Here is a 26,562-nt window from a genome sequence, read left to right as displayed (position 1 = left end):
CAATAAAAATAATTCACCCAATCCGCTTAAAAATGGATTGGGCTTTTTTATTTGGTGGCCCTGGATAAAGTCTTTGTTTACAAATACTTAACAAAAGTTTATCAGTATGATTATAAACTAAGTTTAGTTTTGCTAAACAAACAACGAACAAATTATGAAACGATTTTATCATCAGCTGCGCATTTTTCTGACTGCTTTTTTTCTGCTTTGCAGTTTTCAAATGTATGCGCAAACCAGGTTCACCGGTAGGATTACAGACGCTTACGGGGCGGTTCCCGGTGCAACAGTTATCAATAAAACAACGGGAAAGAGTACTGCTACGGATCTAAAAGGTGATTTTACCCTTCCTGCCGATATTGGAAACACCATTGAAATCCGTTCCATTGGTTATGTGACCAAACTGGTAAAACTGGAAAATTCAGCCAGTCTGAACATTGTTTTGCAAAGTGACAGCAGGTCTTTAAACGATGTGGTTGTGACTGCACTGGGAATTAAAAAGGATAAAAAAGCGGTGGGTTATGCCGTTCAGGAAGTAAAAGGCAGCGAACTGGTCAAGGCCCGGGAGCCCAATGGAATCAATTCCCTTACCGGAAAAGTGGCTGGTTTGACCATTACGCCAAGTTCGAACCTTTTTGGTGACCCGGGTATTTATTTAAGGGGACAATCGGGGGTGCTTATTGTCGTTGACGGGGTGCCGATCAGCTCAGATTCCTGGAATTTAAGCCCTGACGATATAGAAAGTTATTCTGTTCTTAAAGGTGCGAATGCGGCGGCCCTTTATGGAAGCCGCGGACAAAAAGGGGCTATTCTGATCACCACGAAAAAAGGAACTGCAATAGATAAGGGGTTTAAGGTCGAATTTAATTCCAGTACCCAGTTACAAACCGGTTATAATGCCATTCCTGGCTATCAGACTTCTTATGGTGCGGGAGATAACTTTAAATATGCTTTTAAAGATGGAAAAGGGGGAGGGATTAATGACAATGACTATTTTGTCTGGGGGCCCCGCTTTGAAGGACAATTGATTACACAATACAACAGCCCTATTGATCCGGTCACCAAAGCCCTTGTACCTGTTCCATGGACAGCAAAAGGAAAAGATAACCTCAAAAACTTTTTAAGGGACGGTATTTTAAGCACAAACAACATTGCCATTTCGACCAAAAGTGAGGTGGGGGAAATGAGGCTTTCCCTTTCACAGATGTTCCAGAAAGGAACAGTTCCCAATACCAAACTCGGAAGTACCAATTTTAATTTCTCAGGTGGTTTAAATGCAGGGAAAAAAGTGAGGTTTGAAGCAAACATCAATTACAACAGGCAGGTTACACCAAATTACCCGGATGCAAATTATGGTCCCAACAGTTATGTGTACCTGATGAATATATGGGGCGGTGCAGATTTTGATGTCAGGGACCTTAGAAATTACTGGAAGCCGGGCCAGGAAGGTATTCAGCAATACAACAGGGAATATACCATTTATAACAACCCTTATTTTACGGCTTATGAGAACTTGCACAGTTATGCCAAGGACGATTTGTACGGGCATATTTTGATGAAGTATGACCTAACAGATAAACTTAATTTTAACCTGAGGACAAATGTGAGCACCTGGAGCAGGAGCAGGACAAAACAGATCCCGGTATCTGGTAATTTTTACAATGACGGGGTGAACCAGGTGGGTGGTTACCAGGAGATCTATGATAAATTCTGGGAAAACAATACCGAGGCTTCCTTAAGCTATTCTGACAAGTTTAAAGACTTTGGTTTTAAATCTTCTGTTTTTGGGAATTTGAGATCAGTAAAAGTAAGTTCTTTAAGTGCAAGCACCAATGGTGGCCTGATTGTACCGGGGGTATATGACCTGGCCAATACGGTATTGCCTTCGGTTCCTGTAAATGATTTTGGTCAGCGTCAGGTGGCAAGTGCCTATGGGCTTATTGATCTGGATTATAAAAACTATCTTTTCCTGAACCTTACCGGACGCTATGACAAATCGAGTACGCTACCCAAAAAACACAACGCTTATTTTTATCCTTCGGCATCTTTAAGTGCGGTAGTTTCCCAGATGCTCGAGCTTCCTAAAGCCATTTCTTATTTGAAAGTGAGAGGTTCTTATGCGAATGTGGCCTCTGACCTGGTTGATGAAACCAATCAGTACGATATTTACAAGCTAAACCCAACCTATACACCTTATTCTACCCGCTGGAACAACAATACAGGTGTAACCTATAGCGGGGTGCTCACCAATCCGGACATTCTTGCCGCAAGGGTTAAAACAACCGAGGTGGGTTTGGAAGCCCGTTTTTTAAACAACAGGTTAGGCTTTGATGCTGCTGCATTTTATAATGTAGAGGGGCCTAAAATTGTAAACGTAGATGTGAGCCCGGCCTCAGGAGTGACTTCTACCCAGAAAAATGCTTTTACCTATATCCGAAAAGGATTGGAACTGACCATTGACGCCAATCCGGTAAAGTCGGCAGATTTTTCCTGGAACATTGTGGCCAACTGGTCCACCAGCCACCGCTGGCTAAATAAAATTGATGGTGTTTTAAACCGGGACGGGCTGATTAAAATAGGGGACCGTGCAGATGGCTATTTTATAACAGATTTTCAGCGGGATGCCAATGGAAAAATGATTGTGGGCACCAACGGATTACCGGCACTTAATCCCTATAAAACCAGAATGGGTTACAGCGACAATGATTTCGTGGCCGGTATGAACAACTCTTTCAAATACAAGAACATTAGTTTTAGTTTCCAGCTTGATGGACGTTTTGGTGGAAAAATTGCCAATGTGGTGGATGACTCTCAGTGGAATTCGGGCACAGCTCCGGCATCGGATAGCCCTTACCGTCTGCTGGACTGGCAAAACAGGGCCAATACCAGCTGGAAAGGGAGTGTGATGACAGATGGTTTTAAAATTGTAAGCGGGGCATTAAATACCGATCAGGATGGGAATGTCATATCGGATACCAGGATTTTTGCAGCCAATGATGTTCCGGTGCTGTACCAGACCTGGGCAAGAAATTTTAACCGTTCCAACTATGAGTTGATGCGCAGCAGGACTTATGTAAAACTAAGGGAAGTCGTATTGACTTACACTTTTTCAAAGAAATTCCTGGAAAGGACAAAGATTGTACATGGAGCAAGCGTATCTCTGGTGGGCAGGAACCTGCTTTATTTTACGGGCAAAGGTACCCGGAACATGGACCTTGATCAGTTCATTGCCGGTGGCTCATTGCAAACCCCTTCTGTAAAAAGCTTTGGTCTTAATTTAAATGTCACTTTCTAAAAAAATGGTTATGAAAACTAAAATATATACAATTTTTACTTGTCTGATGATACTTTTGTTTTCATCCTGCAAAAAAACGGAAGATCTGCAGAAAGATCCTTCCGCAATTTTAAATGCTGCCCCTAAATTGATTTTTACCGGTTTGCTTTTAAACAGTTCTCAGTCTCCCTGGAACACCGATCAACGACACAATCAGTTTATGGTGATGAATGAGGCGTATTACGGAAACCAGAGTTATGGCTGGACGACCGCTGATTATGGAGTTTATACCCAGTTGAGAAATGTGCAGCGTATGGAAATAGAGGCCCAGAAAGTAGGCGCACCGGCCGTGGCTTACCTGGCACTTGCAAAATTTTTCAGGGCTTACTTTTTTATTGCAGCAACAGATATGTTTGGAGATGTGCCCATGAGCGAGGCCTTAAAAGGTGCAAATGAGAATAACTTTGCACCAAAATACGATTTACAGAAAGATGTTTACAACCAGTGCCTGAAATTGCTCGAGGATGCAAACACTGACCTGACACCCCTGGTGACCAATCAGACTAAGGTAGAAGGGGACTTCTTTTATAACGGGGATCTTTCCAAATGGCAAAAGCTTGTGAATTCGTTCCGTTTGAGGGTTTTGATCGGCCTGAGCAAAAGGGCAGACGATACGCCAGAGTTGAACATCAAGGGACAGTTTGCTTCAATGGTGGCCAACCCGCAAAAATATCCCCTGATCCTGACCAACGCAGATAATTTTCAGCTGGTGTACAATACCTCCAATGTATCCAATAATTACCCTTTGTGGCCATCCAATGGGGTGGTTTTGAAAAATGACCTTCGGAACAATCTGGGGGCAACCTACGTCAATATCCTGACCAGGACGAACGATCCCAGGTTATTTGTAGTGGCCCTGCCCACAGATTCAGCAAGATTGAGCGGTGATGCGGGTTATGCTACAAAATTCAGCTCCTTTAAAGGAGGTAAAACTGGTGAATTACAGACGACATTAAAAGACCAGGCCATTGCCGGAAAATTAAGCATGATCAACTTCGATTACTGGCTTTCTTCACCTTCTGGTATCCCATGTGTTCAATTGGGTGCCAGTGAAACCAATTTTAACCTCGCTGAGGGCATCAACAGGGGATGGGCTACAGGAAATGCAACCACTTATTATGAACAGGGCATTACCGAATCCATTAAGTTTTACGGGCAGAACAACCCCACTGTTATTTCAGCTTTCCTGACTAAAAATGCTTACATGGGCAATACCACAGATGGTTTAACACAGATCCTGGAACAGAAGTATGTTGCTTTTTTTGAAAATTCGGGTTTACAGGCGTATTATAATTACCGTAGGACCGGTATTCCCAAGTTTGATATAGGTCCGGCAAATGCCAATAACAACCAGATCCCTGTGCGCTGGGCATACCCTACCATTGAATATACGGTCAACACAGCCAACTTAAAGGCGGCCATACAGCGGCAGTTTGCTGGTGCAGATAATCAGAATGGTGTTACCTGGGCAATAAAGTAACATGGAAAGCACACAAAGAAGAGCTTTTTTAAAACAAGGCCTGCTGTTGGGCGGGGTGGCAGGATTGAATGTATTGTCATTGGAAGCATTGGCCCTGGAAGCTCCTGTTAAAGAAGTTTTAAAATTTGGTATACTTACCGACCTGCACCATGACCTGATCCGGGACGGGGTGGAAAGGGTTACTGCATTTGCACAGGAAATGAACAATCTAAAGCCAGATTTTATTATTCAGATGGGCGATTTTTGTACACCCAAACCCGCCAATGCTGCCTTAATGGAAGCCTGGAACAGGTTTAAAGGAGAGAAATATCATGTGATCGGCAATCATGACGTTGACGGTGGCTTTACGCAGGAGCAAGTGGTCGATTTCTGGAACGCAAAGGGCAAATATTATTCTTTTGACCTGAAGGGCTATCATTTTGTGGTCCTAAATGGCAATGAAAGGCCCGAAAACGATACGAGCAAAGCTTATCCGCGTTCTATTTGCCAGCAGCAATACAATTGGCTGGAAAAAGACCTGGAGGAAACAAAGCTTCCTGTTTTTGTTTTTTGTCATCAGGGGATGGATAATGACCTGGACGGAATTAAAGAGGGTGCAATGCTGCGCCTGCTTTTTGAAAGAGTCAATGAGCAGGCGGGATTCCGGAAAATTAAAGCTGTTTTCAGCGGACACAATCATGAAGACTATCTGAACATATACAATGACATTCATTATGTTCAGATCAACAGCGCTTCTTACCAGTTTGGCCGGAAAGGCAAAAACTATGAATTTGCACACAGTAAAGATCCTTTGTGGGCCCTGGTTCATGTGTACAGTGATGGAAGTATAAAACTGAAAGGCAAAAGTTCTGTATACCAGGACGGGAGCAAAGTTTATGCAGGTTCTGATTACAAAGGTTATCCTACAGTTCCGATCATCTCAGACAGATCCTTTAAATAGAAAAAAGGTTAAAATTGAGGGGTAAAGCGGTGCTTTATCCCTCTTATTTTATGCTTTTATTTAGTATTTTCGGCCAACCAATCACTATGGAAGAAAATACATTAATACTCATTAGTAACCGGATTAAAGAAATCCGAAGGGATAAAAACATCACTATTCAGGAACTCGCTGACCGGGTTAGCGTCAGTAAGGGCCTGATTTCTCAGATTGAAAATAATCGCACTGTTCCATCTCTTTTGGTTTTGGTTAATATTATACGTGCCCTGGAGGTGGATCTGAACCAGTTTTTTAAAGACATTTCGGCCAGTAATACCCTGGCGCCGGTTATTGTCCGGAGAAAGGAAGATTACGATTCTTTTGAAAAAGAGCAGGCACTGGGTTTTATGTACCAAAGGATCTTTACCAAAACAATAAAAAATTCTACAGTAGACATCGTTTTGCTGGAACTGGAACCCAATGCATCCCGGCCAATGGTGGTCACTGAAGCCTTTGAGTATAAGTATATTCTTTCAGGTCAGGTGGACTATGTTTTTGAAGACGGGAAATACAGTCTTTCTGAAGGAGACTCTATTCTTTTTGACGGACGTCTGCCACATACGCCCAAAAATTTCTCGGATAAAAAAGCGGTAATGCTGATTATCTATTTTTTTGAGCAGAACGGAAACGGGCCTGTTGGAAATTAAGGATTTTCCCGTACGACAATTCGGTGTAGTCTTTCAGGTATAAACCGCAGGGTGGAAGTTCTGTGGCAGTATGGCTGGTCAGTACACCTGCAACCTGCATTCCGGCATTCAAGGCTGCGCTCACCCCGGAATAAGAATCCTCAAAAACGATACAATTTTCGGGTTTTACACCCAAATTTGCTGCTGATTTTAAATAGACTTCAGGATCCGGTTTGTGCTTTTTAACATCTTCACTGGCCAGAATGGAGCCTACTTTATCCCTTAAGGCCACTTTTGTTAAAATCAGATTGAGGTTGGCCACCGGGGCAGAAGTGGCAATGCCAAGTTTAACTCCGTTCTGATGAAGCTCGTTTATAAAATCCATGATGCCTGCTATGGGGCTTATATGCGGCCCATAGAGTTTACGGAAAAGACTTTCTTTTTCTTCTTCCATTTGTTTGAATTCTTCACCCTTTATTGCTCTTTTAAAAAAATGGCTTAGGATGTAACTGTTGCTTTTGCCAAACATGTGCTGTGCAAATTCTTCTTCTGTGGGGAAAAGCTGATGGCTGGCAAAAAACTCACGGAAGGCAAGGGAATGATATGGATTGGTATGACAGATCACCCCATCCATATCAAAAATAACGGCAATTTCTGAATTCATGCCGCAAAGGTAAGTTTCCCTGTGGCTATTCTATAAATTTGTTGCCGCTGACTTTGTCAAAAAACACAATCACATCAAAGCCGGTAATGAATTTCTTAAGATCAGGGTCTTTGATCTGGATCTTATTCCTTTCGAGTGCCGATCGCAAGGGCCTTAAGTCAAAAATTACCCACTGGTTTTCTTTAACCTGGTTATAAAAATAATGAAGGGAAGACAGATCATCATCTTTAACCCAGATATAAGGTTTTATGGCCTCACTGTTGTTTACCGGTGCCATAAAATTGGAAGTACCTTGTTTGCCTGCAATGAGAATATGGAGGGTCTTTTTATTTGCGGCATCGGCGAGGTTGTCTGCCAGATTGCCCATTTCATATACCCTGAGCATGTCCTTACTACGGCTAACGTGGTTAGCGCCAAATTTGAAAAGTAGTTTGGGAAGGCTTATGGAATCTTTGGTCTGAATTGGAGACAGGTAATTCAGTAAGTTTCTTTTCATCAGGTTGACACGCATTGGGTAGTTGTTCGCAAATGCCGGAATACTTAGTTTAAGGTTGTTGAGCATTCTTTTACTGGCTGGGCTTTCGTTGTGAAAACGGGTCACCATAGAGTCAATGGTGGCTGCTTTTAAGGTATAGGCAGCAAATTCCCCAAATCTTTTTTCATCTGTAAAGATCGGTTTGTCGTGTTCTTTATACGTTTTTGCCATCGAAAGTGCCCATTTCTTGTTATCTGCAGATTTGGTAAGGGCAGCCAGATCGGTAAAAAAGCGTTCCATGCCCAGAAAATTTATTTCGTTAAGTCCCCAGATGTCTATGTTTTGAAGCTGCATTTTTCTGGCCAGTTCCATTTCGGTCTGCCAGCTGTAAAAAGCCATGTCATAAGGCCTTTCCTTAAAATAAGCTGGCCAGGTATCGGGTTTGAGGGCCAGTTTTTTCAAAGCTTCGGCCGAGTAAGGGTCTATTTCAATAACAAGGGCTTTTGGTTTGAAATCGTCGGCTATTTTTCCTGTAAAGTAGGGGATCTCGGCCATTCCGTGTTGTTCTCCGACCATTACAAATTGTACTTTTTTGATTTCATCCCGAAGCATATCCCAGCCCGGGCCGTTAAAATTACCATTGGTCAAAAGAAAAGTTTTCTTTTTGACCAGGCTGTCGAGCAGGGAACTGTCACTGGGAAGGCCCGGTTTTGCGAAAAGATTAAAGGAGCTCAGAAGTAGGGAGATGATCAGGCTAGGTTTTAGCATTTAGATTTGGTTTTTCTTTTTGACGGTAATGGCTCAGGGTAGTTACAGGCCGGTTGGATATTATTTTTAAATGACCTGTATGTCGTTTTTTGGATATAGATTTATTACAGTAAGGATAATAGTTTAATTGGTATTTTAAATGCGACTATTTTTTAGTTGCATTTAGAGTGTTTTGAGTATATTTGTATGACTAAAATAAACAAATTATTAAAGCGCTTTTATTCAAAGCCAAGAGACTTTAGCTGGATGGAATTAACCAGGGTATTAAGTCATTTTGGGTACGAAGAAATAAGCAAGGGTAAAACAGGCGGGTCAAGAAGAAAATTTGCCAACAGGAATAAAAAGGTGATTAGTTTGCATGAGCCTCATCCCGGAAATATTTTGAAAGCATATCAAATTGATTTGGTGATACAACAGCTTAACTGTAAGGATTATGAAGAACTATTTTGAATATAAAGGTTACATCGGCTCGGTAGAATTCAGTGCCGATGACCGGGTATTCTTTGGTAAAATCCATGGAATAAATGATTTGATCACTTTTGAAGGTACATCTGTTACAGCGCTGGAGAACGCTTTTCAGGAAGCGATTACGGATTATCTGATGATGTGTGAAGAACTGGGTAAAGCTCCGGATAAGGCATACAAAGGATCCTTTAATGTAAGGGTCTCTGAGAAACTCCATTCAGATACTGCGTTGTTGGCCAGAAAGATGGGGGTCAATCTTAATGAAATTGTGAAAGCAGCATTAAGTTATGTTGTTCAGCATGAGGACCTTTTAACTAAAGAAGGTTTGCTGTCTCGGCCGTAAACTGAAGGAAAATGAACCAAATGTCTATTAAAATAAAACAATAATTATTGTTAATTTTAATAGACAAAAACAAAACACTATGAAAAAATTCATTTTCGCTATTGCCCTTGCTGCGGCAGTACTTCCGGCAGCAGCGCAAACCACTCCGGCAGCGCCGGCCAAACAGCAACATGCAGCTAAAACTGCTAAAACGACCAAAATGCAGCCGGCGGCCAGCACTGTTCCTGCAGAACAAAGGGCGGTAGCCTATAGTAAAGAATTGCAAAAAAAGCTTTCTCTGGACGATGGTCAGTACACCAAAGTACTGGCAGTGAATACCGAGTGCATTAAGCGTAAGGACGCCTTAAAGGCTGGCGGGCAAAAAGCAGGCTCTTCCAAAGACATTGCGCAGTACCGTATGCAGCAATACCAGACAATCCTTAAGCCAGATCAGATGACAAAACTAAAAGCAATGAACGGACAAAATCATATGAAAAAAGGCGCCGGCAAAACAGCCGCAACAGATGATATGATGAATTAACCTTCTGCTGATATTTTTTAAAGGGCATGGTTTATTTGAACCATGCTTTTTTATTTCTAAAGACTCATGTAAAGATCAAAATTTTATAATATCATTGTGTAAGCCTTGATAGACAATGGGTTTTGCGATTTATGATTAAATGTTTACTTAAGTTTTTGGTTGTTTTTGTTTTGTGCTGTAATGCTTTAAATGGCTTGGCGCAGAGCTCTGTTTCGGAAAATTATGATAAGAAACAGGAAAAAGGATCTTCTTTAAAAATTGGGGTCAACTACCTGAACAATTACGTATTTAAAGGACGTTCAGATAGTGTACGCACCGCAGTGATTAGCCCGAATGCCAAATATACTTTTGAATCGGGTTTTTTTCTTTCCGGAAGCGTAGATTTTGTTCCGGACAACAGATCAAAAAAGGTTTCAGGTGGGGATTTGTCTGTGGGCTATAGTTTCGATCTTACAGAACATTTGGATGGAGAAGCATCGATAACCAAGTTGTTTTACAATTCCAGCAGTCCGCAGGTGGCTTCTTCCCAGAGTGTGAATTTTAATGCCAGTTTGAGTTATGAAATAGAGCAATTGCTGAGCCCCTTTGTGAGTGTTGATTATGCTATCAATAAAAAGGGCTATGGGAGTGATGTGTTTATAACAGCAGGACTTGGGCATGAATTTACGGTGAAAAGTATTTTTGGAACAACGGACCTGTTTACGGTTTCTCCTTCGGTGAGCCTGAATACAGGTACACAAAACTTTTACGATGCTTTTTTACTACGCAGAAAGCAAGGCTTAACGACTTTACAGGCAAAAGAAATTGAAAGTCAAAAGCAGGAATTGAGCAAATTTAAATTGCTTAACTATGAATTTTCGGTGCCCGTTGTTTATAAAATTGATCATTTTATCGTCAGTTTTGTGCCAAGTTATTCCATCGTTCAGAATAAATTGCCGGCCGTTATCCGTTCTAAACTGTCCGATAAAGACGCGCTGTTCTATTTTGAAGCAGGAATTGCCTTTAAATTTTAGAAGACCAGGTTTCTTTTTCCGGATTAAAATTTTTGGGCTGCATTTTGGACGTTAAACTTCTATGTCTTTTTACTGTCCTACAGGAAATTGTTAATCTTTAAGACTATGAAAAGGATATTCAAAAGCATCGTTTTACTGGCAGCCTTCCTGATTCTGACCCCAGAATTATATGCTCAGGTAAGTATAGGTTTGTCAGTGCGTATTGCCCCTCCGGCACTACCTGTTTATGCGCAGCCTGCCTGCCCGGCCGACGGATACATCTGGACACCGGGTTATTGGGCCTATGGTGACAGTGGTTACTACTGGGTACCTGGTGTTTGGGTAAGGCCACCACGTGTAGGGGTACTCTGGACACCGGGCTATTGGGGTTTTGATAGTGGGATATATGTATTTCATGCAGGTTATTGGGGCCCACATGTTGGTTTTTATGGAGGAATTAATTATGGATTTGGTTATTCTGGTGTTGGTTTTGGCGGAGGCATCTGGGCTGGCAATGTATTCCGGTACAACACTGCAGTGACCAATGTAAACAGGACTGTGATCCGTAATACCTATGTAAACAACACTGTGATTAATAATACGACAATTAACAACCGGACCAGTTTTAATGGCAGGGGTGGTGTTGATGCAAGACCTTCAAGAGAAGAGCAGAGGATCATGAATGACAACAATCACCTGCAAGCTACCAGTCAGCAGTTAAGTCATCAAGATAGGGCCAGACAAGACAGAGGACAGCTGGCCTCAGCAAATAACGGAAGACCGGCAAATATGGCCATGGACAGGGTCAATAACCGCAGGTCCGATCAACAGGCACGTATTGCCAACGGGGCATCTTCAGGACAATTGACCGCTGGTGAAAGCAGGAATTTGGAAGGCCGGGAAGCCAACCTGAATAAAGAAGTCCGTGCAGACAGAATGAACAATGGTGGAAGATTAACTGGTCAGGAGCAACAAAAAATTAACCGTCAGCAAAACCGTATGAGCAATGCCATCAATGCCGACCGACATAATGCCAATATGAATCGCAGGATGCAGAATGTAGAAAGACATCCGCAAGGTGGTGGCAGGCCTCCACGTGAAGAGCGGGGACATGAAGGCCGTCAGCGCCGTTAAGTTGTTTTAACCCATACTACACAGGGAGCCTGTATCGTAAGCATTAGGATACAGGCTCCTTTTTTTATATTTGCATGGAAGTTTTTAGCAGCACCCAAAATGTATGATAAATTAAGGAAACATATAGAGCAGATCGTAACGCTTAGCGATGAAGAATTTGCATTCGTATGTACTCATTTTACCCTTAAAAAGTTTAAAAAGCATCAATTTCTGATTCAGGCAGGAGAGCCTGTGAAACATCACTTTTTTGTGCTTTCTGGACTATTGAAACTTGTTTATACCGAGGAAACAGGAAAACAGCATATTGTTTCTTTTGCTATGGAAGACTGGTGGGAAAGTGACTTCTATGCCTATTACACGGAAACTGAAGCAACAATGTCCCTGGAATGCGTTGAAGATACAATGGTATTGTGCTTGTTGCTTGAAGATTATAAAAAGTTGTGCAATGGTCTTCAAAAGATGGAACGGTTTTTTCTTGAAAAAGCAAACTTTGGCTTTATCGGGGCTCAACGGCGCATCATATCCTGGATGACTTCTAATGCAAAGGAACGTTACCTGCAGCTATTGAAAAAATATCCATCACTTATTCAGCGGGTACCAAAAAGTTTGCTTGCCACCTACCTGGGTGTATCCCGTGAAACATTAAGCCGTTTATCCCTTTAATGTGATGTACCTCACTTTATATTCGTGAGGTAGGTCAAGTACTGATTTCAGTTGTTATGCGCAGTTTTGCACTGTGAATTTTAAACTTTAATTATGGAAAAAAGAATCATCAATCCTTGGAAATGGCAGGATCAACGCAGTTATGTACAAGCCGTTGAGGTGAAAAATGTAGAAAGCACCTTGTATATTTCCGGGCAGACAGCAATAAATGCCGATGGGTTATCAAGTGCTGAAGATATGAAATCTCAACTTCTGGACGCATTGAGGAATTTGGAACAGGTAGTGACCCAGGCCGGATATAGGTGCGGGGACATCGTTCGGTTAAATATCTATACGACTTCAACTGCAGAGCTTTGGCCTCATTTTCCTGTTTTTCAGGATTGGATTGCTAAACACGGTATTAAACAAGCGCTTACTTTGCTGGAAGTAAAGAGTTTGTTTGAAACCTTAAAAGTTGAACTGGAAGCCACACTCGTGAAGTAAAGGATCAAAGTCGTTGGAGCTAAATGAATCGGGGAGTGATCCCCGGTTAATTTTTTTATATTGCTGGAGTTTTAATCTGTTTTTATGTGTAGACAAAATTTTAGCTGTGTGCTGCTGCTGTTCAGTACCGTTATATTAATTCTTATTTCCTGTAAACAGGCCAGTCCGGAGCAGGATGAACCGAAAGCGCTTGCGGAGGAAAGTTCTTCGATGAGTATAAAAAGAATGTACGACATAGATTTGACCGAAAATCTGTATGTAGAAATTGCCGAAAAAACACCTGAATTGAAACAACTCGAAGAGCAGATCGAAAAACTTAGAAAAGCTCAGGAGGATTCTACAAAGGTTTTTGCTGCCTATATTAAAAAAAATGAACTTTATTACAGCAGCGCCAGACAGCATATGGAAAGTATACGGGATTCCGTTCTGAAACAGAAAACAAGGAAACTGATTGAGTCGAGTCAGGAAAAATACCGGTTGAACATTTCCAGGCAACAGGAATTGTTAAAAACGGTGATGCAAAAAATGAATGCCTTAAATGACCTGAACGAATCACTAAAAATAAATAAAACGATCCCTTTGATTGAGAAGTACCAGAAGGAGAAAAAACCTTCTGTAAAAGCCATAGAAGGATTTTCAAAACAGCTAGATCAGGTCCTTAAATTACAGGACAGCCTGACTAAAAAACACGAAGCTGCAATGCCCAGGTAGCTGTGACTTAATGGTTGTTGGATCCTCAAAAAAATTACTCCTTACCGTCTTTTAAGAAGACTGTAAAAGAAATTCTCAAAAAAGTGCATTTTATTTTCAGACAATGCTTCTTTTGACCTTATTAAGGTATCAATATATAAGGTTTGATTTTTACCAGGATTAATTTTAGGCCAGCGCGGTAATTTTGCTTCATTGGGATTGCCCGTATTGACAAAATTTACCCAATAGGCCGACATCATTTCTGAAAGCCGTTTGTCTTCAGTTGTCCAGGGGCGGTTGAGCCGATCGAGATTGTGAAATACGTAGGGAATCTCTGAGGAATGAAATGCTCCATACTGCGGAAATTCCGGCCAGGGGATGGGATGACTAAAATAATAAGTATACACGGGGATTTGAGCTGTTTTTGAATAAGAAATGGCCCATAACCAGGTGGATGCCAAACCAAAATCCCTGGCGCTTTCAATTTGAGCTTTAGCAGCCTGGGTAATTGTTTCAGATGGATATAAACGGTTAAAGGCAAAATAAAACGCTTTGTAGCTGAGTTGTGACTGTTGCTGAAAGTCCTGGGCATGTAATTTACCATAACTGGATTTTGCACTGCCTTCATCGGCATTTATTCCAGTGAGTACAGGAACCCGGTTTTGCTTTCCCTGACGATATATTTCACTGACACTTTCCGGAAGAAACCAGCCATCTGCAACAGGGCGTAATATACCCGGCAATTTTTTGGTATAGGATAGCAATTCAGTGGCAGGCAAGGCCCTTAACTGCTGTAATGAATATATGCCTGCCGAAGCAAAGAAATCCTGGCAGGTTTTTTCTGCCTGGGACAGGTTAAGCATAGGCGTTCTTGGGATAAGGTCTGAACCGCTTTGGGCTATGCCAGCACTAATGAGCCCCTTACATAAAGGAGATGCGATCAGATTATGTACACAACCTGCGCCAGCCGATTGACCACACACAGTTACCCGTTTGGAATCCCCTCCAAAGGCAGAAATGTTTTCACGGATCCATTTTAAGGCTGCAAGCTGATCCATTAAACCATAATTTCCCGAAGCATGATGCTGCGATTCTGCAGTGAGTTCCGGGTGGGTAAAAAAACCGAAAATACCCAGACGATAATTTATGGAAACCACAATTATTCCCTTTTTGGCCAGATTTTCTCCATCTGCGATGCTTGTGGATCCGGAGCCTTCCACATAGCCTCCGCCATGAATGTAAACCAGTACTGCATATTTTTTTCCTTTGTGGTGCTTTGGTGCCCAGATGTTTAAGTAAAGACAGTCTTCAGCCACAGGCTGGTCGTTAATAAATTCGGGTGTCCAGGGGTTGCGGGCAGCAGTAAGCTGCATGGCGCTGTTTCCATATTCAAGGGCTAAGCGGACACCTTTCCAGTGTTGGGCCGGCTGGGGCTCTTTCCATCTTAAAATGCCCAGGGGAGGGCTTGCATAGGGAATGCCTTTATAAATACGGGTACGGCCATCAGTTGAAATACTTCCGGCTAGAAACCCTTGTTTTACCATTAGGGTATCCGCTACCCGGGCGGCATGGGATTGATGTACAGAAAAGAGGATAACAAGGTATAGATACGAGTATATTTTTCTTCGCATCAAGGAAGTTAAATATTAAAAAACAACAATCCTTTAGATTTAATTAAATATGCTCAATTCGCTGATGATGATGCTAATATATCATCATTGAAACTTCAGCTGTAAATTACGGCCAGGCCATACCGAAGTACAGAATTAGTGTAAAAAAGTACAGGAAAGCAGCATAAGTATCTGTATAAATTTGTGAGATAGAACACCTACTATGAATCTGTTTCCAATTAAGTTAAGCTTTATCATTTTGTTTTTTACGTGCATCATTTTCTCTGCTTATGCGCAGCAAAAAGGGCAATTGAGGGGCTGGGTAAAAGATGCGGTTACCAGGGATGGTATTCCCTTAACCAGTATCATTTTATCCAATCAGAAGACTGGTCTGCAGGTTAAAGGGCTCCAAACAGATTCGACCGGAAATTTTACAATAGACGAATTGCCCGATGGCACCTTCAAATGTAAAATCAGCTATATAGGCTACCAAACGGTCGTTAAAGACAGTGTATCTATTTACGAGGGCAACCGTAGCATCAATTTGGGAGAAATTTATTTGACAACAGGAAAGGGAAGCCTGCTGTCAGAAGTGGTAATTACGGCCCAACAAGTCAATACAAAGATAGGGCTGAGTAAAAAGAAATTTTCGGTCGACCAGAGCCTGGTGAGTAAAGGCGGCTCTGCTGCTGATTTGCTGCAAAATATTCCAACAGTATTGGTTGACGGAGCAGGAAATGTCAGTTTAAGAGGATCCTCAAATGTGAATGTTTTGATTGATGGCAAGCCCTCGTTGATTGGCGGGGGTAACATCACGCAGCTTCTTCAGTCTTTGCCTGCAAGTAGCATCGAAAGCATAGAGCTGGTCACCAATCCCTCAGCAAAGTACGATGCCGAAGGCGAATCGGGTATATTGAACATTGTGCTTAAGAAAAATAAAAAAGCAGGTTTTATTGGAACTGCAGAAGCTACTGCTGGTACACGTAATAATTACAATGCGAATGCAGGTTTAAGCTTTCAAAACAAAAAAGTAAATATTTATGGGAATTATAGCTACCGTTACAGTACAACAAGGAGTAATGGCCATCAAAATATAACCTTTCTGAACCCTACAGATTCCCTTACTTTTTCCAATGAGACCTTTCCTTCCCAAACCATTAATAAAGGACATACCTTAAAGGGCGGTATGGATTATTACCTGGCAGAAAAGACTGTACTGAGCTTTTCGGGCAGTTACAACAATTTAAAAACCAATCGGAACGAAGTTTTAAATATAGATCAGCTAAATGCTTCGGGTTTACCATTGCAGTTGAGCCTGAATAACAATCAAAGCACAGGCCAGGGCAACAATTACGATTTAAATTTAGATTTCAGCAAGACATTTAATCGGCCAGGAGAAGAACTGGTTTTGAGTACCGGCTATGCCCATGGCGTAAATGATAACCAGATGAGTTTAACATCCGGGGTTTACAATATAAACGGACGGGCCATTCAAAGTCCGCCAGAAACCCTTTACAATGAAAGTGATAATGGCAATCGCTATTACAACATCAAAGCCGATTTTACTTTACCCATTGGACCGACTGGAAAAATAGAAACGGGTTATCGGAGTCAGATCCGTTTGGATGACAGAAAACAGCAAGTTTATCATTTCAGTGATGCAAACGGATATAGACCGGATTACCCCTTTAACAACAGGTTTAATAGTAAAAACCAAATCCACGCACTTTATTTTAATTACTTTAATCAGATTAAAAATTTCAGTTATCAGATTGGTTTAAGGGCAGAAGCAGCCAGTCAAACCGCAATTATAGAAGGATACAATGCGGCTAATTTGCCCACTACGATACCTGTAAAAGTTGTAAACAATCGGATTTATCCCAGTATTACCCTGTCCCAGACATTTAAAAAAGAACAGCAATTGCAGTTTAGTTATTCCCGCAGGGTAACACGCCCTACTATGCGTAATTTAAATCCCATAGTAGATATTTCCGATCCGGTGAATTATGATACCGGGAATCCGGAGCTTAAGCCCGAAGATATACACTTGTTTGAACTGGCTTATAACAAACAATGGAAAAGCATTACATTGACTTCGGGATTGTACTACCGTCAAACCAACAATCTGATCAGGCATATAGAAAGCAGTCCGGTAAACGGGGTAATTACAACGATTTCAGAAAATATATCCCATGCCTATACCAGTGGACTGGAGCTTATTGGTCATTTCAGTTTGCTAAAGGGATGGGATTTTACAGCCAATACCAATATCTATCAGAATAAAACAGCAGCAGCCCCGGAATATGGAATAGCCCAAAGCAGCGGATGGAGCTGGAATACAAACATCACCAACAACCTGACCATTGGAAGAGATATTTCTTTGCAGGTTAGAGGAGATTATCATGCGCCGGATAAAATCGGGCCAGACCGCAACCTGGCCATTTATGGAATAGATGCGGGTGCGAAGTTAAATGTATGGCACAATAGTGGGACCATAACCCTCAATGGCAGAGATGTATTCAATACCCGAAAATGGAGTTTTTTAAGGGAAAGTAATGCCCTTTTGCTGGATTTTGAACGCCGAACCATTGGCGCAAGGGCCAGTTTGACTTTCAGTTACCGTTTTGGTACAAATACCTTCCGGTCTAAGAAAATTGAACATTCCACTGAGCTTAAAGAAGGTTAAGGGCTGGCCAGCTTTTCATTCCATTTCAGTAACTTTATTTTATGGTGAAAGAGAATTTGTATCAACCTTTTGAAATTGACTTTAAGGAACTTAAGGAGTTCCCCAAGGCGATGTATAAGAACAACTTTTTTAAACTGATTTACATTGTTGATGGTACCGGGCTCCAGTATATTAATCAGTATAGTTTTAATTATCGTAAAGGAAATCTGTTTTTAATTACCCCACAAGACAGTTATTCCTTTGTGATAGAGGATAAGACCAAATTCTTTTTTTTAAGTTTTAATGACATCTACATCCGGCCAAAAACCAATAAAGACAACGATTGGGTGCAACGGATGGAATATATTTTACAAAATGCCAGTCACCGGCCCGGCTGCATTTTAAAAAACAGGGTAGATAAACCACTGGTGTCGGTGCTGGTAGAAGCCATTTACAATGAAAACAATTTTTTACAGCTGTACCATGCTAAAATAGTGCAGCAAATTGTAAATACGCTTATTTTGGTTGTGGCGCGCAACATTGCCCTGAAATTGCCAAAAAATATAAAAGAAAATACCGGAGAACCTGTACTGGACATATTGCATTATATCCAACAGCATATTTTTGAGCAGGAAAAACTAAAGTCCGAATGTATAGGAGAGGCTTTTGGCATTTCACTGGCTTATCTGGGCCGTTATTTTAAAAAGCAGACCGGTGAAACCCTGCAGCAATACATTTTAAATTATAAGCTCAGGCTAATAGAAACAAGGCTTTTACATAGTGATATGCGAATTAATGAGATTGCCAACGAACTTAACTTTAGCGATGAAAGCCATTTGCATAGAATGTTTAAAAAGCATAAAGGGCTAAGCCCCTCACAGTACAGAAAAAGAAACCTGTAGCTTACTTTATTTAAAGATCTTTTTATACAGATTAAGTGTAAGATTGTACAATTTCTGTGCTTTCCCTACCTGTAATTTTGTTTACGCCAGTTTAGTTGGTGGTATTATAAAACATATTATGGGTATTTTAAAAAAGACAGCAACATTTCTTGTAATCAGTATCGTTTTGGCAAGTGCGTTTTCGGTTTCCGCGCAGAATAGAGCTAAGCAAAATCTGAACCCCACCGGGACCATTAGCGCAAATAACCTGAAAAAGAACCTGTACATACTTGCATCAAAAGATATGGAAGGCCGAGAAACGGCAACAAGGGGCCAGGCAAAAGCGGCCAGTTTTATTGCCGCTTATTACAAACAAATCGGATTGGCCCCTGGAAATAAGGGCCTTTATTTCCAGGATTATCCTTTAATCAAAGATACAGTAGAGCAGAGCAGCATTAAAATCGGTCGGCAGGAGTTTAAGTACCAAAAGGACTTTGCTTTTCCTTTAACCCTAAATAACCAAGAGCAGCTCGTGGCATCGGCGCTTGTCTGGGCTGGATATGGTATCACCGATTCCCTGTTTAACAATTTGGCAACTATACATGCAAAGGATAAGATTTTACTGGTCATGGGTGGAGAACCAGCTGTCAGGAAGCCATCAAGATGGGGTAATTTCAGCGCCGGGGCAAAATTGAGGGCCCAGGCAGCAGCTCAACTGGGGGCAAGGGCCGTGTTTATTATAGATACTACTTTTTCTGCTTCACCAAACAAATTTGCGGGGTCTGTTGCTATCCGGCCTACCGGGGAAGGTGCGGTGGGCGCTAAGGCTTCGGTAAATGTCTATTTTATTTCCAAATCAATGGCAAAGGCCATTATGGGCAATTGGTTTGAAACTTTAATAAAGTCGGCAGATCAGGTTGTTCCACTTCGTTTTGAAAAAACGATTTCTGTAGCTGTAAGGCAACAGATTCATCATGAAAAACTGCAATCGAGTAATGTAATGGCTTATTTGCCAGGGACAGATAAAAAGGATGAATTGTTAATTATATCGGCCCATTATGATCATTTGGGTGTAAGAGCTGACCAGACGTATTTTGGGGCGGATGATAATGCTTCGGGTACAGCCTCGGTAATGGAACTGGCGCGGCTGTTTAGCGAAGCGAAAGCAGCCGGAAAAGGGCCCAGACGTAGTATTCTTTTTTTAAATGTTTCGGGAGAAGAACAAGGACTTTGGGGGTCTGATTATTATACCTTACATCCGGTATACCCTTTAAACAACACCGTTGCAGATCTGAATACCGATATGATTGGCCGGGTGGATACTTTGCATACGCCTCTGGACAGCAATTACATTTATATTATAGGTGACAATAAACTGAGTTCTGCCTTGCGGCCAGTTAATGAAGGAAATAACCAGGCCATTACAAAGCTTACACTGGATTACAAATACAATGATCCGGCGGACCCTGAAAAGATTTATTACCGTTCAGATCATTATAACTTTGCCAAAAATAACATTCCTATTGTGTTCTTTTTTGATGGCATTAACAAAGACTACCATCAGGTGAGCGACACCCCAGACAAAATTAGCTACGGTCTAATGAGCAAAAGATTAACGCTTGTTTTTTATGATGCCTGGGAAATTGCCAACCGGGAAGATCGTTTACCTGTAGACCGGCATGAAAAATGAAGCGGCCATCCATATTTAACTTGAAAGATAAATAAGATAATGGTTGAATGCGCTGTTATTCTGAAGTGATTTTATAGAATATACCTCCTTTAGATGTTGATTATATTAACTTATTTGAGGTATTTGTTTTTTTAATGGAAATAACTCATTTAGATTTTGTTATGTGACCTTACTTATAGGAGGTAAGTTTTAAAAAAAAACAGGAACAACAACGGCCTAATGGAAAGCATGAAACTCGAGAGAATTGCTGCAGGACCACAGAAACGACGGTCGTTATTGATGTTCTGCTATTTTATTGTATTGCCACAATACATTGATAATTTTCCACTCTCCATTGACTTTTACGATGTGCATATAGTCAAACCAATCGTCTGCAAGGAGTTTAACGGATGCAGTCAGTGCGGATACATCCAGTAGTTTAACTTCCTTTTTAGGGCTTTTTGGAAATTTATCGCCATTTGTATTATAGGTCTGGGCCAGGATAACCAGGTTTTCGGCCGAATATTCTGAAACGTAGTCCTTATTGGCTTTTTTGTTTTTAAACACAGACCTTTTGACCACCCTGGGGTGTAAAGCATCCTCCATCTGTTTAGGATTTGGCTTGTGTTGAGACTCAATGTAAGCAAGGGCTACTTTTTTGATGTCGAGCGTGTCCTGGGCATTTTGGGCACAGACTTTTAACGCGCTGGTGAAAAGGAGCAGCATTAAAAAAGAAAAGAGTTTCATACTGGTTGTGGTTTATGGCTTGAATATACGATAATTAGCGAACTACTACCAAAGTGTTAACAGCTTTCCATTACAAAAAGGAGGGTGCTTAAATGTTAGGTGCTCCTCTGGTCACCAAACAAGCCTAAATGAAATATACCGACACAGCACTTGAAAATTACTTCTGGGAATTTGGGAATCATATTGTAACAAAGGAAGGGGTGGAAATTGTACTTCATGAAAGCGCGCTGGTAGAAATGTCCGTTTTGCTTAGAAATGAAGATGATTACCCCCAGCGGATCCAGTTGCAGGCCAATTTTTATTCACTTGCCGCTTTTATGAATTTTTTTGCTTTTGAAAGCTACGATTGTATTGCTAAAATTACGCTTCAGGATATGCTGGCTTTGTACAGAATCGGTTATGCTAAACTCGAAGCCCTGTAAAATAAAGGTCATATTGTTTTTTCTAATCTAATCGTCATTAAATTTTTTTGTTTTTCTGTTTTACAAAATTATTGGTACATTAAATTGAATTTTACGATTCATCATCCCAATATTTATATTACGTTCTATGTATAAACAGAACCAGTTTCCGGCACTGCCCTTCGGTTTGCGTCATCCTGATGATCATCCGGATTTTCTTTTTTTTCCTCATCGGGAAAACCCCCGCAATTTTACGTTCCATTTAAAAAAACTTAAATGGGTCATTAATTTGCCATAAATGCTTAGGGGCCTACCTCCATGACCTGAAAAAATACCGACTTTTAATAGGTATGGAAGACTTTTTAGGAAATAATCAGCTTGTAATTGTTTTTTGGACATTAATTCCCCACATGGGGTACTAATTACAGTTAGCTTTGTAACAAACAGGTGATGAAGGGTTAAAAAGTAGTTGTTAAGGGCGTTTTGAGTGCAAAAAATAACATAGACATAGGAAAACATATACATCTAATGAAAATCAATTTTGACAACGCAAGTTTTAAAGATTTTGAAAACATTCCGGGTTTGGACCCTTACCAGTGGGCCGAACTGTTTAATGATTATTCAGAACAGCTGCGTGAAAAAGGGCACATGAATTACAGGTTTGAAAGCCTGTCCGGTTGCGGACCGGAAATTGAATTAAAAGTTCCGGGTAAATTTGATCAGCGCTATGTGAGCCTGGTATCCAATGACTATCTGGGTTTTACCCAGCATCCCAAAATGAAGGCCGCTGCAATAAGAGGTATTGAACGTTTTGGGTCTGGCGCCGGTGCTTCTCCGGCAATTGGCGGACATTTTTCTTTTCATCAGGAGCTGGAGCAAAAAATTGCCGGCTTTTTTCAAAGAGAAAGTGCCATTATATATACGACCGGTTATACGGCCAATAGTGCAACTTTTCAGTGTCTGTTAAAAAAAGAAGACCTGGCCATACTGGATATGTCGGTGCATGCAAGTGTATATGAGGGTTGTCAGTTAACCAATGTGAAATCTTTTCCGCACAACAATATGGAAGCGCTGGAAAGGATATTGCAAAGCTCTAAAGACCGCTACAGGACCCGAATGGTGATTATTGACGGGGTATATTCACAGGATGGAGATTTGGCGCCCCTGGATAAAATTGTTGAACTGTGCAGACATTATGATGCATATTTGGCTATGGACGACGCACATGGTACGGGTGTGATTGGAAAAACAGGAAGGGGAGTTATTGAACTGTATGACCTTTATCAGCAGGTGGACATTATAACGGGAACCTTCAGTAAAGCCCTTGGCCATATAGGTGGTTATGTGGTGGCCAGTCCAAAACTGATTAATTTTTTAAAGTTTCAGGCACGCCAGCATTTGTTTTCTTCGACCTCTACGCCAGCCTCTATGTGCATTTTACAAGCCATAGACCTGATAGATGAGGAGCCGCACTGGATGGAAAAGCTTCGTGAAAATACGGCTTACCTGAAAAACGGGCTGCTTTCTTTAGGATTGGATATTGGTACCTCGGCCTCTGCCATTATACCGGTAAAAATAGGGGACATTACCAGAAACGCCGAAATTTGCCGTTTGCTAATGGATGCAGGGGTGTATACCAACCAGATCAATTACCCGGCAGTATCCCGTAAAGATGCGCGTATTCGTATGAGTTTAATGGCAACACACACACAGGAGCAGCTCGATACGGTATTGAATGCATGGGAGTGGGTAAAGGCTAAAGCGGGTTTACATGCCGAGGCTTAAAAAGAAAATAAGGGTCAGAGATAGTGAGGCGACCAAAAGGCTTCTTCTGGATGCCGTCGGTTCTATTTTACGAAAAAAAGGCTTTAGTAGTTTAAGAACCAATGAAATCGCCCGTTGGGTTGGTAAGGATAAAAAGTTGATCCGTTACCATTTTAATGGCCTGCTCGATTTGCAGAAGGCATACATTAAGGAAAAGGATTACTGGACTTCATTTTTTGAACGTTTTCATTTAGATGAACAGGCAAAACCCGAACTGGTACAACAGATGTTTACCGAGATGATGCAGGAAAACCTGATGCTTTTAAAACAGGACCAGGAGGTGCAGAAGATTATTTTATGGCAAATTTCTGAAGATAGTGCTCTAATGAGAGGGGTGACTGAACAAAGAGAGGTGGAAGGAGAAAAGCTGCTTAAGCTCACTGACCCTTCTTTTAAGGACCGGTCGGTGAATTTTAGGGCAGTAATGGCTTTGCTTTTGGGCGGTACTTATTATTTGGCACTGCATGCGGGGGTCAATAAGAGTACGGTCTGTAACCTGGACATCAATACACAAAAGGATTGCGATGAAGTTTTACGGACCATTGATCAGATTATTGGTTGGGCATGGAATAAGTAATTTTTCAAACAAAAATATACGCGTGGTTTGCGTTTGGTTAGGGCGGAATTTGTTGGATAACGATTCCGCCTTTTTTGGTAAAAAAAAGAAAATTTATCTTAACTTAAAACAGAATTTTCGTTTTCGATCGTTACTTAAGTAAGCACCACATATCTTTTTATGCCAGAATCCCTTATAGAAAAGCACAAGAGGCTGATCATTATTGTTTTCGCTTTTATTTTATTTTTTTCCGGCCTGTATTTTTTTATTACCAATAGGATCAACAACATTTGGGAGCTCCAGGAAGAAGAAATTGCCATTACCAATTCACTGGATAAAGACATTCAGCAAATGCTAAAAGGACCGGTTTTCGGTTCCGGGATATTGTCCTTTGATGATTATGTTAAGATGCCCGTACAGGAGCCCATGAAAAAGGCTTTTTTGAAATTTTTGTTTTTACATGATGGGATAAAAGGGGCTGCCAATATTCCATTTAATGCAATTTATGACATCAAAATCAATGAAAAACTGGGTACCAGTGGTTTTTTGAAAGAGAAAAAACTGGATGGGATTATTTTACAGCGTTCCGGGCAAATAGAATCGAAGTTTTATACCGATGAAAATAATAGGAACCGGCGGATCGGATACAGAGATTTTGTTGCCCTTATTTATGTGAAACTTCCGGAAAAAAAAGTAGTAAAAAGAGATACGGTCTGGGGAGGGGAACCTCCTGAATCTATTGGCAGCCGGGAAATTTTAGGGCATGGAGGTCCTGTGGTCTCCGAAGACATTGTTGCGGCGGTGAAAAAAAACTAGACAGATGTATTTATAGTTTTTGATAGGTACTTTGATATCCATCAGCTGCAATTTCGCCGACGTATAAGGTTAACTTTCCGTTTTCGAGGTTGAAAAATTCCTTAGTGCCCATGTCATTATTGTAAACAATGCTATAACTCACCTGTTCATTATTGATTTCTTTTTTTTCTTCCTGTACTGCGTATGTGCCTTTGGAACTTAATTTTCCATCATTGTACTTTTCAAAAGTCTTACCTGTAAATTTAATCAGGTTGCCATTTCCCGGCGCAAAATCGGGAGAAACATGAGCTACTTGTATGCCTTTAATGTGACGAAGTTCCCAGTTTCCACTAAGTTTATCATTAATCAGGGATTTGCTGCAACTGCTAAAGGAAATGATGATGGCGAAAAGAAACAGGCTTAAATAAGTTTTCATATGTCGCGTTTAATTTGGTTTATAGTTAAACGGAAAAAAACCTAAAAAGTTACAGTTTATTTTATGGAAGCATATTGGGTTTCGACAACAACCATTTTATCATAAAGTGGTCCTTCGGGATCCAACATCAGATCTGGACTTAGCAGGCTGGTGAGGTAATAACTTTCTTCTTTAAAATCTATTTTGTAATAATAAAGGTGGGTGCAAAGCAGCAATACGGCAGAAAGTCGGTAAGCAGATACTGTTGGTTTGTAAAACTGAACAGATTGTATTGCGGCAAAATCTTTAATAGTCTGATCATTTTTTGAGGAGATGATCATTTTTTGTTCTGCGTAGTCAATTTCAAGTTCTGTATAGGTTGTAACGCTAATGTATTGCATGATGATAAAAATTTGCGGTACGATAAGCAGTAACAATATAAAAAGAGTAGCCAGGACAATCTTGTTGCCAGGAGCCAATAAGCCGATAATGAAAAACGGTAGGGATAGTACAGCGATGAGGATAATCCATCTGCAAGACCGGGTAATTCCTTTAGGTGACAATTTGTAATTCATGCAGCAATTAATACTGCAATGATATTGATTTTGATGTACTTAAGTGGTGACAAGAAGAACGCAAACGTTTGATTTTTGATTTTATTATGTGAATATTATTATTTATATTCTGTTTGGAAAAAAAACTGCTTAATAGGCATCTTTTTTTGAGCGGTAAGCACTATTCTTGTATTGGCTTTTACTTATATTTTGATGATGCAGATCTATAGGCTAAAATCGTCTGGTGTTAAAAAAAAACGTTTTAGGTCGAGAACATGGTTAACATTTTTTTGATGATTGATTAAACGAATTGATAAAACTGACGTCAAAGTTTCAGATTTCAGTTGAAGGGATAGAGCTTATGCAACGTGAACATCTTTAAAATGAGATTTTAATATGAATGAGGAGTTATCTTATACTTTGAACAGGTTTGGCTCAATGCTGCATTTTATCGGTGGGCAACAGGGATCATTAATTGAAGAAACGGAACCTGAAATAGAGTCAGCTTACAAAGCCTTAACCGATTTAATTTTTCAGGGCATTCTGGAGGATGAAAAAAAATCCCTTAAAGTACATACCATTATTAAAAGGGATCTGCTTCGTTTGCTGGAAGAAGCCAACGAGGTCATGACCTTCTTTAAATTTACCAATCCGGAGCGTTATTTTATTGCAGATATCATTTTTTGCAAACTGCAAATGATATTTGACTTTCTGGACGACTTTGAGGGCGTCCCTTCTACAGAAACGCTCTGATCTTCTTTCGTATTCATTTAGGGGGAAATTCATTTTTTTGATCAAATTTATATTTTCGCATTGGAGATTTTTTTCCCTATAA

26 protein-coding genes are annotated in these 26,562 nt (G+C 40.8%); 20 read left to right on the top strand and 6 right to left on the bottom strand.

The window, feature by feature from the left end:
• Positions 1–154 precede the first annotated feature (154 nt).
• The 4 genes from B0O44_RS03410 (at position 155) to B0O44_RS03395 (ending at position 6,434) form a co-directional block, all read left to right on the top strand.
• The gene (locus B0O44_RS03410) at positions 155–3,292 is read left to right on the top strand and encodes a SusC/RagA family TonB-linked outer membrane protein (RefSeq protein ID WP_110827273.1); all 3,138 of its coding nucleotides are present in this window, start codon (positions 155–157) and stop codon (positions 3,290–3,292) included.
• Positions 3,293–3,302: 10 nt separating this feature from the next.
• A complete protein-coding gene (locus B0O44_RS03405; protein WP_110827540.1) occupies positions 3,303–4,811 on the top strand; it encodes a SusD/RagB family nutrient-binding outer membrane lipoprotein in 1,509 nt (502 codons plus the stop codon).
• 1 nt (position 4,812) lies between these two features.
• Positions 4,813–5,751, top strand: coding sequence for a metallophosphoesterase family protein (locus B0O44_RS03400; protein WP_110827272.1), 939 nt, complete (start codon positions 4,813–4,815; stop codon positions 5,749–5,751).
• Between the two features lie 86 nt (positions 5,752–5,837).
• Complete coding sequence (locus tag B0O44_RS03395; RefSeq protein WP_110827271.1) at positions 5,838–6,434, top strand: helix-turn-helix domain-containing protein; 597 nt, start codon at positions 5,838–5,840, stop codon at positions 6,432–6,434.
• Here B0O44_RS03395 and B0O44_RS03390 read toward each other — a convergent pair.
• Together B0O44_RS03390 and B0O44_RS03385 are read right to left on the bottom strand one after the other, a co-directional pair.
• Positions 6,388–7,077 carry an HAD family hydrolase gene (locus B0O44_RS03390; protein ID WP_110827270.1) on the bottom strand — a complete coding sequence of 230 codons (690 nt, stop codon included), beginning with the start codon at positions 7,075–7,077 and terminating at the stop codon, positions 6,388–6,390. The genes B0O44_RS03395 and B0O44_RS03390 overlap by 47 nt on opposite strands.
• A 25-nt stretch (positions 7,078–7,102) precedes the next feature.
• The gene (locus B0O44_RS03385) at positions 7,103–8,320 is read right to left on the bottom strand and encodes a hypothetical protein (protein WP_110827269.1); all 1,218 of its coding nucleotides are present in this window, start codon (positions 8,318–8,320) and stop codon (positions 7,103–7,105) included.
• Between the two features lie 186 nt (positions 8,321–8,506).
• Between B0O44_RS03385 and B0O44_RS03380 the strand changes: the two genes are divergently transcribed.
• The 8 genes from B0O44_RS03380 to B0O44_RS03345 all read left to right on the top strand — a co-directional run bounded on the left by B0O44_RS03380 (position 8,507) and on the right by B0O44_RS03345 (position 13,631).
• Positions 8,507–8,770 carry a type II toxin-antitoxin system HicA family toxin gene (locus B0O44_RS03380; RefSeq protein WP_110827268.1) on the top strand — a complete coding sequence of 88 codons (264 nt, stop codon included), beginning with the start codon at positions 8,507–8,509 and terminating at the stop codon, positions 8,768–8,770.
• Positions 8,754–9,128, top strand: coding sequence for a type II toxin-antitoxin system HicB family antitoxin (locus B0O44_RS03375; RefSeq protein WP_110827267.1), 375 nt, complete (start codon positions 8,754–8,756; stop codon positions 9,126–9,128). The genes B0O44_RS03380 and B0O44_RS03375 overlap by 17 nt, the downstream gene beginning before the upstream one ends.
• Positions 9,129–9,207: 79 nt before the next feature.
• Positions 9,208–9,648, top strand: a complete 441-nt coding sequence (locus B0O44_RS03370; RefSeq protein WP_110827266.1) for a hypothetical protein — start codon at positions 9,208–9,210, stop codon at positions 9,646–9,648.
• 194 nt (positions 9,649–9,842) lie between these two features.
• On the top strand, positions 9,843–10,661 hold the full coding sequence (locus B0O44_RS03365) for a hypothetical protein (RefSeq protein WP_146229761.1): 819 nt from the start codon (positions 9,843–9,845) through the stop codon (positions 10,659–10,661).
• 105 nt (positions 10,662–10,766) lie between these two features.
• Complete coding sequence (locus B0O44_RS03360) at positions 10,767–11,774, top strand: YXWGXW repeat-containing protein (RefSeq protein ID WP_110827264.1); 1,008 nt, start codon at positions 10,767–10,769, stop codon at positions 11,772–11,774.
• A 99-nt stretch (positions 11,775–11,873) separates the two neighbouring features.
• Positions 11,874–12,437, top strand: a complete 564-nt coding sequence (locus B0O44_RS03355) for a Crp/Fnr family transcriptional regulator (RefSeq protein WP_110827263.1) — start codon at positions 11,874–11,876, stop codon at positions 12,435–12,437.
• 93 nt (positions 12,438–12,530) lie between these two features.
• Positions 12,531–12,920, top strand: a complete 390-nt coding sequence (locus tag B0O44_RS03350) for a RidA family protein (protein WP_110827262.1) — start codon at positions 12,531–12,533, stop codon at positions 12,918–12,920.
• Positions 12,921–13,004: 84 nt separating this feature from the next.
• Complete coding sequence (locus tag B0O44_RS03345) at positions 13,005–13,631, top strand: hypothetical protein (RefSeq protein WP_110827261.1); 627 nt, start codon at positions 13,005–13,007, stop codon at positions 13,629–13,631.
• A 41-nt stretch (positions 13,632–13,672) separates the two neighbouring features.
• Here the strand turns inward: B0O44_RS03345 and B0O44_RS03340 are convergent, their stop codons facing one another.
• Positions 13,673–15,241: a carboxylesterase/lipase family protein gene (locus tag B0O44_RS03340; RefSeq protein WP_110827260.1), complete on the bottom strand. Its 1,569-nt coding sequence runs from the start codon at positions 15,239–15,241 to the stop codon at positions 13,673–13,675.
• Positions 15,242–15,443: 202 nt separating this feature from the next.
• On the opposite strand from B0O44_RS03340, the gene B0O44_RS03335 reads away from it, so the two are divergent.
• The 3 genes from B0O44_RS03335 (at position 15,444) to B0O44_RS03325 (ending at position 20,456) form a co-directional block, all read left to right on the top strand.
• On the top strand, positions 15,444–17,906 hold the full coding sequence (locus B0O44_RS03335; RefSeq protein ID WP_110827259.1) for an outer membrane beta-barrel family protein: 2,463 nt from the start codon (positions 15,444–15,446) through the stop codon (positions 17,904–17,906).
• Between the two features lie 41 nt (positions 17,907–17,947).
• A complete protein-coding gene (locus tag B0O44_RS03330) occupies positions 17,948–18,787 on the top strand; it encodes an AraC family transcriptional regulator (RefSeq protein WP_110827258.1) in 840 nt (279 codons plus the stop codon).
• Between the two features lie 118 nt (positions 18,788–18,905).
• Positions 18,906–20,456 carry a M28 family peptidase gene (locus B0O44_RS03325; RefSeq protein ID WP_146229760.1) on the top strand — a complete coding sequence of 517 codons (1,551 nt, stop codon included), beginning with the start codon at positions 18,906–18,908 and terminating at the stop codon, positions 20,454–20,456.
• A 273-nt stretch (positions 20,457–20,729) separates the two neighbouring features.
• On the opposite strand, the gene B0O44_RS03320 is transcribed toward B0O44_RS03325, so the two are convergent.
• Positions 20,730–21,182 carry a nuclear transport factor 2 family protein gene (locus tag B0O44_RS03320; RefSeq protein ID WP_110827256.1) on the bottom strand — a complete coding sequence of 151 codons (453 nt, stop codon included), beginning with the start codon at positions 21,180–21,182 and terminating at the stop codon, positions 20,730–20,732.
• 128 nt (positions 21,183–21,310) lie between these two features.
• Between B0O44_RS03320 and B0O44_RS03315 the strand changes: the two genes are divergently transcribed.
• From B0O44_RS03315 to B0O44_RS03300, 4 genes are all read left to right on the top strand, one after another.
• Entirely contained in the window at positions 21,311–21,604 is a 294-nt protein-coding gene (locus B0O44_RS03315; protein WP_110827255.1) for a hypothetical protein, read from the top strand.
• A 507-nt stretch (positions 21,605–22,111) separates the two neighbouring features.
• A complete protein-coding gene (locus tag B0O44_RS03310) occupies positions 22,112–23,368 on the top strand; it encodes an aminotransferase class I/II-fold pyridoxal phosphate-dependent enzyme (protein WP_110827254.1) in 1,257 nt (418 codons plus the stop codon).
• Entirely contained in the window at positions 23,355–23,984 is a 630-nt protein-coding gene (locus B0O44_RS03305) for a TetR/AcrR family transcriptional regulator (RefSeq protein WP_110827253.1), read from the top strand. Before B0O44_RS03310 ends, B0O44_RS03305 begins: the two co-directional genes overlap by 14 nt.
• Before the next feature lie 159 nt (positions 23,985–24,143).
• Complete coding sequence (locus B0O44_RS03300; protein WP_110827252.1) at positions 24,144–24,779, top strand: hypothetical protein; 636 nt, start codon at positions 24,144–24,146, stop codon at positions 24,777–24,779.
• Between the two features lie 10 nt (positions 24,780–24,789).
• On the opposite strand, the gene B0O44_RS03295 is transcribed toward B0O44_RS03300, so the two are convergent.
• Both B0O44_RS03295 and B0O44_RS03290 read right to left on the bottom strand, forming a co-directional pair.
• The gene (locus B0O44_RS03295; protein ID WP_110827251.1) at positions 24,790–25,194 is read right to left on the bottom strand and encodes a hypothetical protein; all 405 of its coding nucleotides are present in this window, start codon (positions 25,192–25,194) and stop codon (positions 24,790–24,792) included.
• A 56-nt stretch (positions 25,195–25,250) separates the two neighbouring features.
• Positions 25,251–25,748 carry a hypothetical protein gene (locus tag B0O44_RS03290; RefSeq protein WP_110827250.1) on the bottom strand — a complete coding sequence of 166 codons (498 nt, stop codon included), beginning with the start codon at positions 25,746–25,748 and terminating at the stop codon, positions 25,251–25,253.
• A gap of 375 nt (positions 25,749–26,123) precedes the next feature.
• On the opposite strand from B0O44_RS03290, the gene B0O44_RS03285 reads away from it, so the two are divergent.
• A complete protein-coding gene (locus tag B0O44_RS03285; RefSeq protein ID WP_110827249.1) occupies positions 26,124–26,480 on the top strand; it encodes a hypothetical protein in 357 nt (118 codons plus the stop codon).
• Positions 26,481–26,562 lie beyond the last annotated feature (82 nt).

The organism is Pedobacter nutrimenti, assembly GCF_003208655.1.
GTDB lineage: Bacteria > Bacteroidota > Bacteroidia > Sphingobacteriales > Sphingobacteriaceae > Pedobacter > Pedobacter nutrimenti.
This window is presented reverse-complemented; position numbering and strand designations above follow the sequence as displayed.

Bases quoted from the DNA above. Each gene is read 5' to 3' on its own strand.
- B0O44_RS03360 (WP_110827264.1), top strand. From the start codon at position 10,767: ATGAAAAGGATATTCAAAAGCATCGTTTTACTGGCAGCCTTCCTGATT.
- B0O44_RS03355 (WP_110827263.1), top strand. From the start codon at position 11,874: ATGTATGATAAATTAAGGAAACATATAGAGCAGATCGTAACGCTTAGC.
- B0O44_RS03330 (WP_110827258.1), top strand. From the start codon at position 17,948: ATGGTGAAAGAGAATTTGTATCAACCTTTTGAAATTGACTTTAAGGAA.
- B0O44_RS03345 (WP_110827261.1), top strand. From the start codon at position 13,005: ATGTGTAGACAAAATTTTAGCTGTGTGCTGCTGCTGTTCAGTACCGTT.
- B0O44_RS03290 (WP_110827250.1), bottom strand. From the start codon at position 25,748: ATGAATTACAAATTGTCACCTAAAGGAATTACCCGGTCTTGCAGATGG.
- B0O44_RS03285 (WP_110827249.1), top strand. From the start codon at position 26,124: ATGAATGAGGAGTTATCTTATACTTTGAACAGGTTTGGCTCAATGCTG.
- B0O44_RS03320 (WP_110827256.1), bottom strand. From the start codon at position 21,182: ATGAAACTCTTTTCTTTTTTAATGCTGCTCCTTTTCACCAGCGCGTTA.
- B0O44_RS03325 (WP_146229760.1), top strand. From the start codon at position 18,906: ATGGGTATTTTAAAAAAGACAGCAACATTTCTTGTAATCAGTATCGTT.
- B0O44_RS03375 (WP_110827267.1), top strand. From the start codon at position 8,754: ATGAAGAACTATTTTGAATATAAAGGTTACATCGGCTCGGTAGAATTC.
- B0O44_RS03305 (WP_110827253.1), top strand. From the start codon at position 23,355: ATGCCGAGGCTTAAAAAGAAAATAAGGGTCAGAGATAGTGAGGCGACC.
- B0O44_RS03400 (WP_110827272.1), top strand. From the start codon at position 4,813: ATGGAAAGCACACAAAGAAGAGCTTTTTTAAAACAAGGCCTGCTGTTG.
- B0O44_RS03405 (WP_110827540.1), top strand. From the start codon at position 3,303: ATGAAAACTAAAATATATACAATTTTTACTTGTCTGATGATACTTTTG.
- B0O44_RS03315 (WP_110827255.1), top strand. From the start codon at position 21,311: ATGAAATATACCGACACAGCACTTGAAAATTACTTCTGGGAATTTGGG.
- B0O44_RS03310 (WP_110827254.1), top strand. From the start codon at position 22,112: ATGAAAATCAATTTTGACAACGCAAGTTTTAAAGATTTTGAAAACATT.
- B0O44_RS03340 (WP_110827260.1), bottom strand. From the start codon at position 15,241: ATGCGAAGAAAAATATACTCGTATCTATACCTTGTTATCCTCTTTTCT.
- B0O44_RS03395 (WP_110827271.1), top strand. From the start codon at position 5,838: ATGGAAGAAAATACATTAATACTCATTAGTAACCGGATTAAAGAAATC.
- B0O44_RS03385 (WP_110827269.1), bottom strand. From the start codon at position 8,320: ATGCTAAAACCTAGCCTGATCATCTCCCTACTTCTGAGCTCCTTTAAT.
- B0O44_RS03295 (WP_110827251.1), bottom strand. From the start codon at position 25,194: ATGAAAACTTATTTAAGCCTGTTTCTTTTCGCCATCATCATTTCCTTT.
- B0O44_RS03410 (WP_110827273.1), top strand. From the start codon at position 155: ATGAAACGATTTTATCATCAGCTGCGCATTTTTCTGACTGCTTTTTTT.
- B0O44_RS03380 (WP_110827268.1), top strand. From the start codon at position 8,507: ATGACTAAAATAAACAAATTATTAAAGCGCTTTTATTCAAAGCCAAGA.
- B0O44_RS03335 (WP_110827259.1), top strand. From the start codon at position 15,444: ATGAATCTGTTTCCAATTAAGTTAAGCTTTATCATTTTGTTTTTTACG.
- B0O44_RS03390 (WP_110827270.1), bottom strand. From the start codon at position 7,077: ATGAATTCAGAAATTGCCGTTATTTTTGATATGGATGGGGTGATCTGT.
- B0O44_RS03300 (WP_110827252.1), top strand. From the start codon at position 24,144: ATGCCAGAATCCCTTATAGAAAAGCACAAGAGGCTGATCATTATTGTT.
- B0O44_RS03350 (WP_110827262.1), top strand. From the start codon at position 12,531: ATGGAAAAAAGAATCATCAATCCTTGGAAATGGCAGGATCAACGCAGT.
- B0O44_RS03370 (WP_110827266.1), top strand. From the start codon at position 9,208: ATGAAAAAATTCATTTTCGCTATTGCCCTTGCTGCGGCAGTACTTCCG.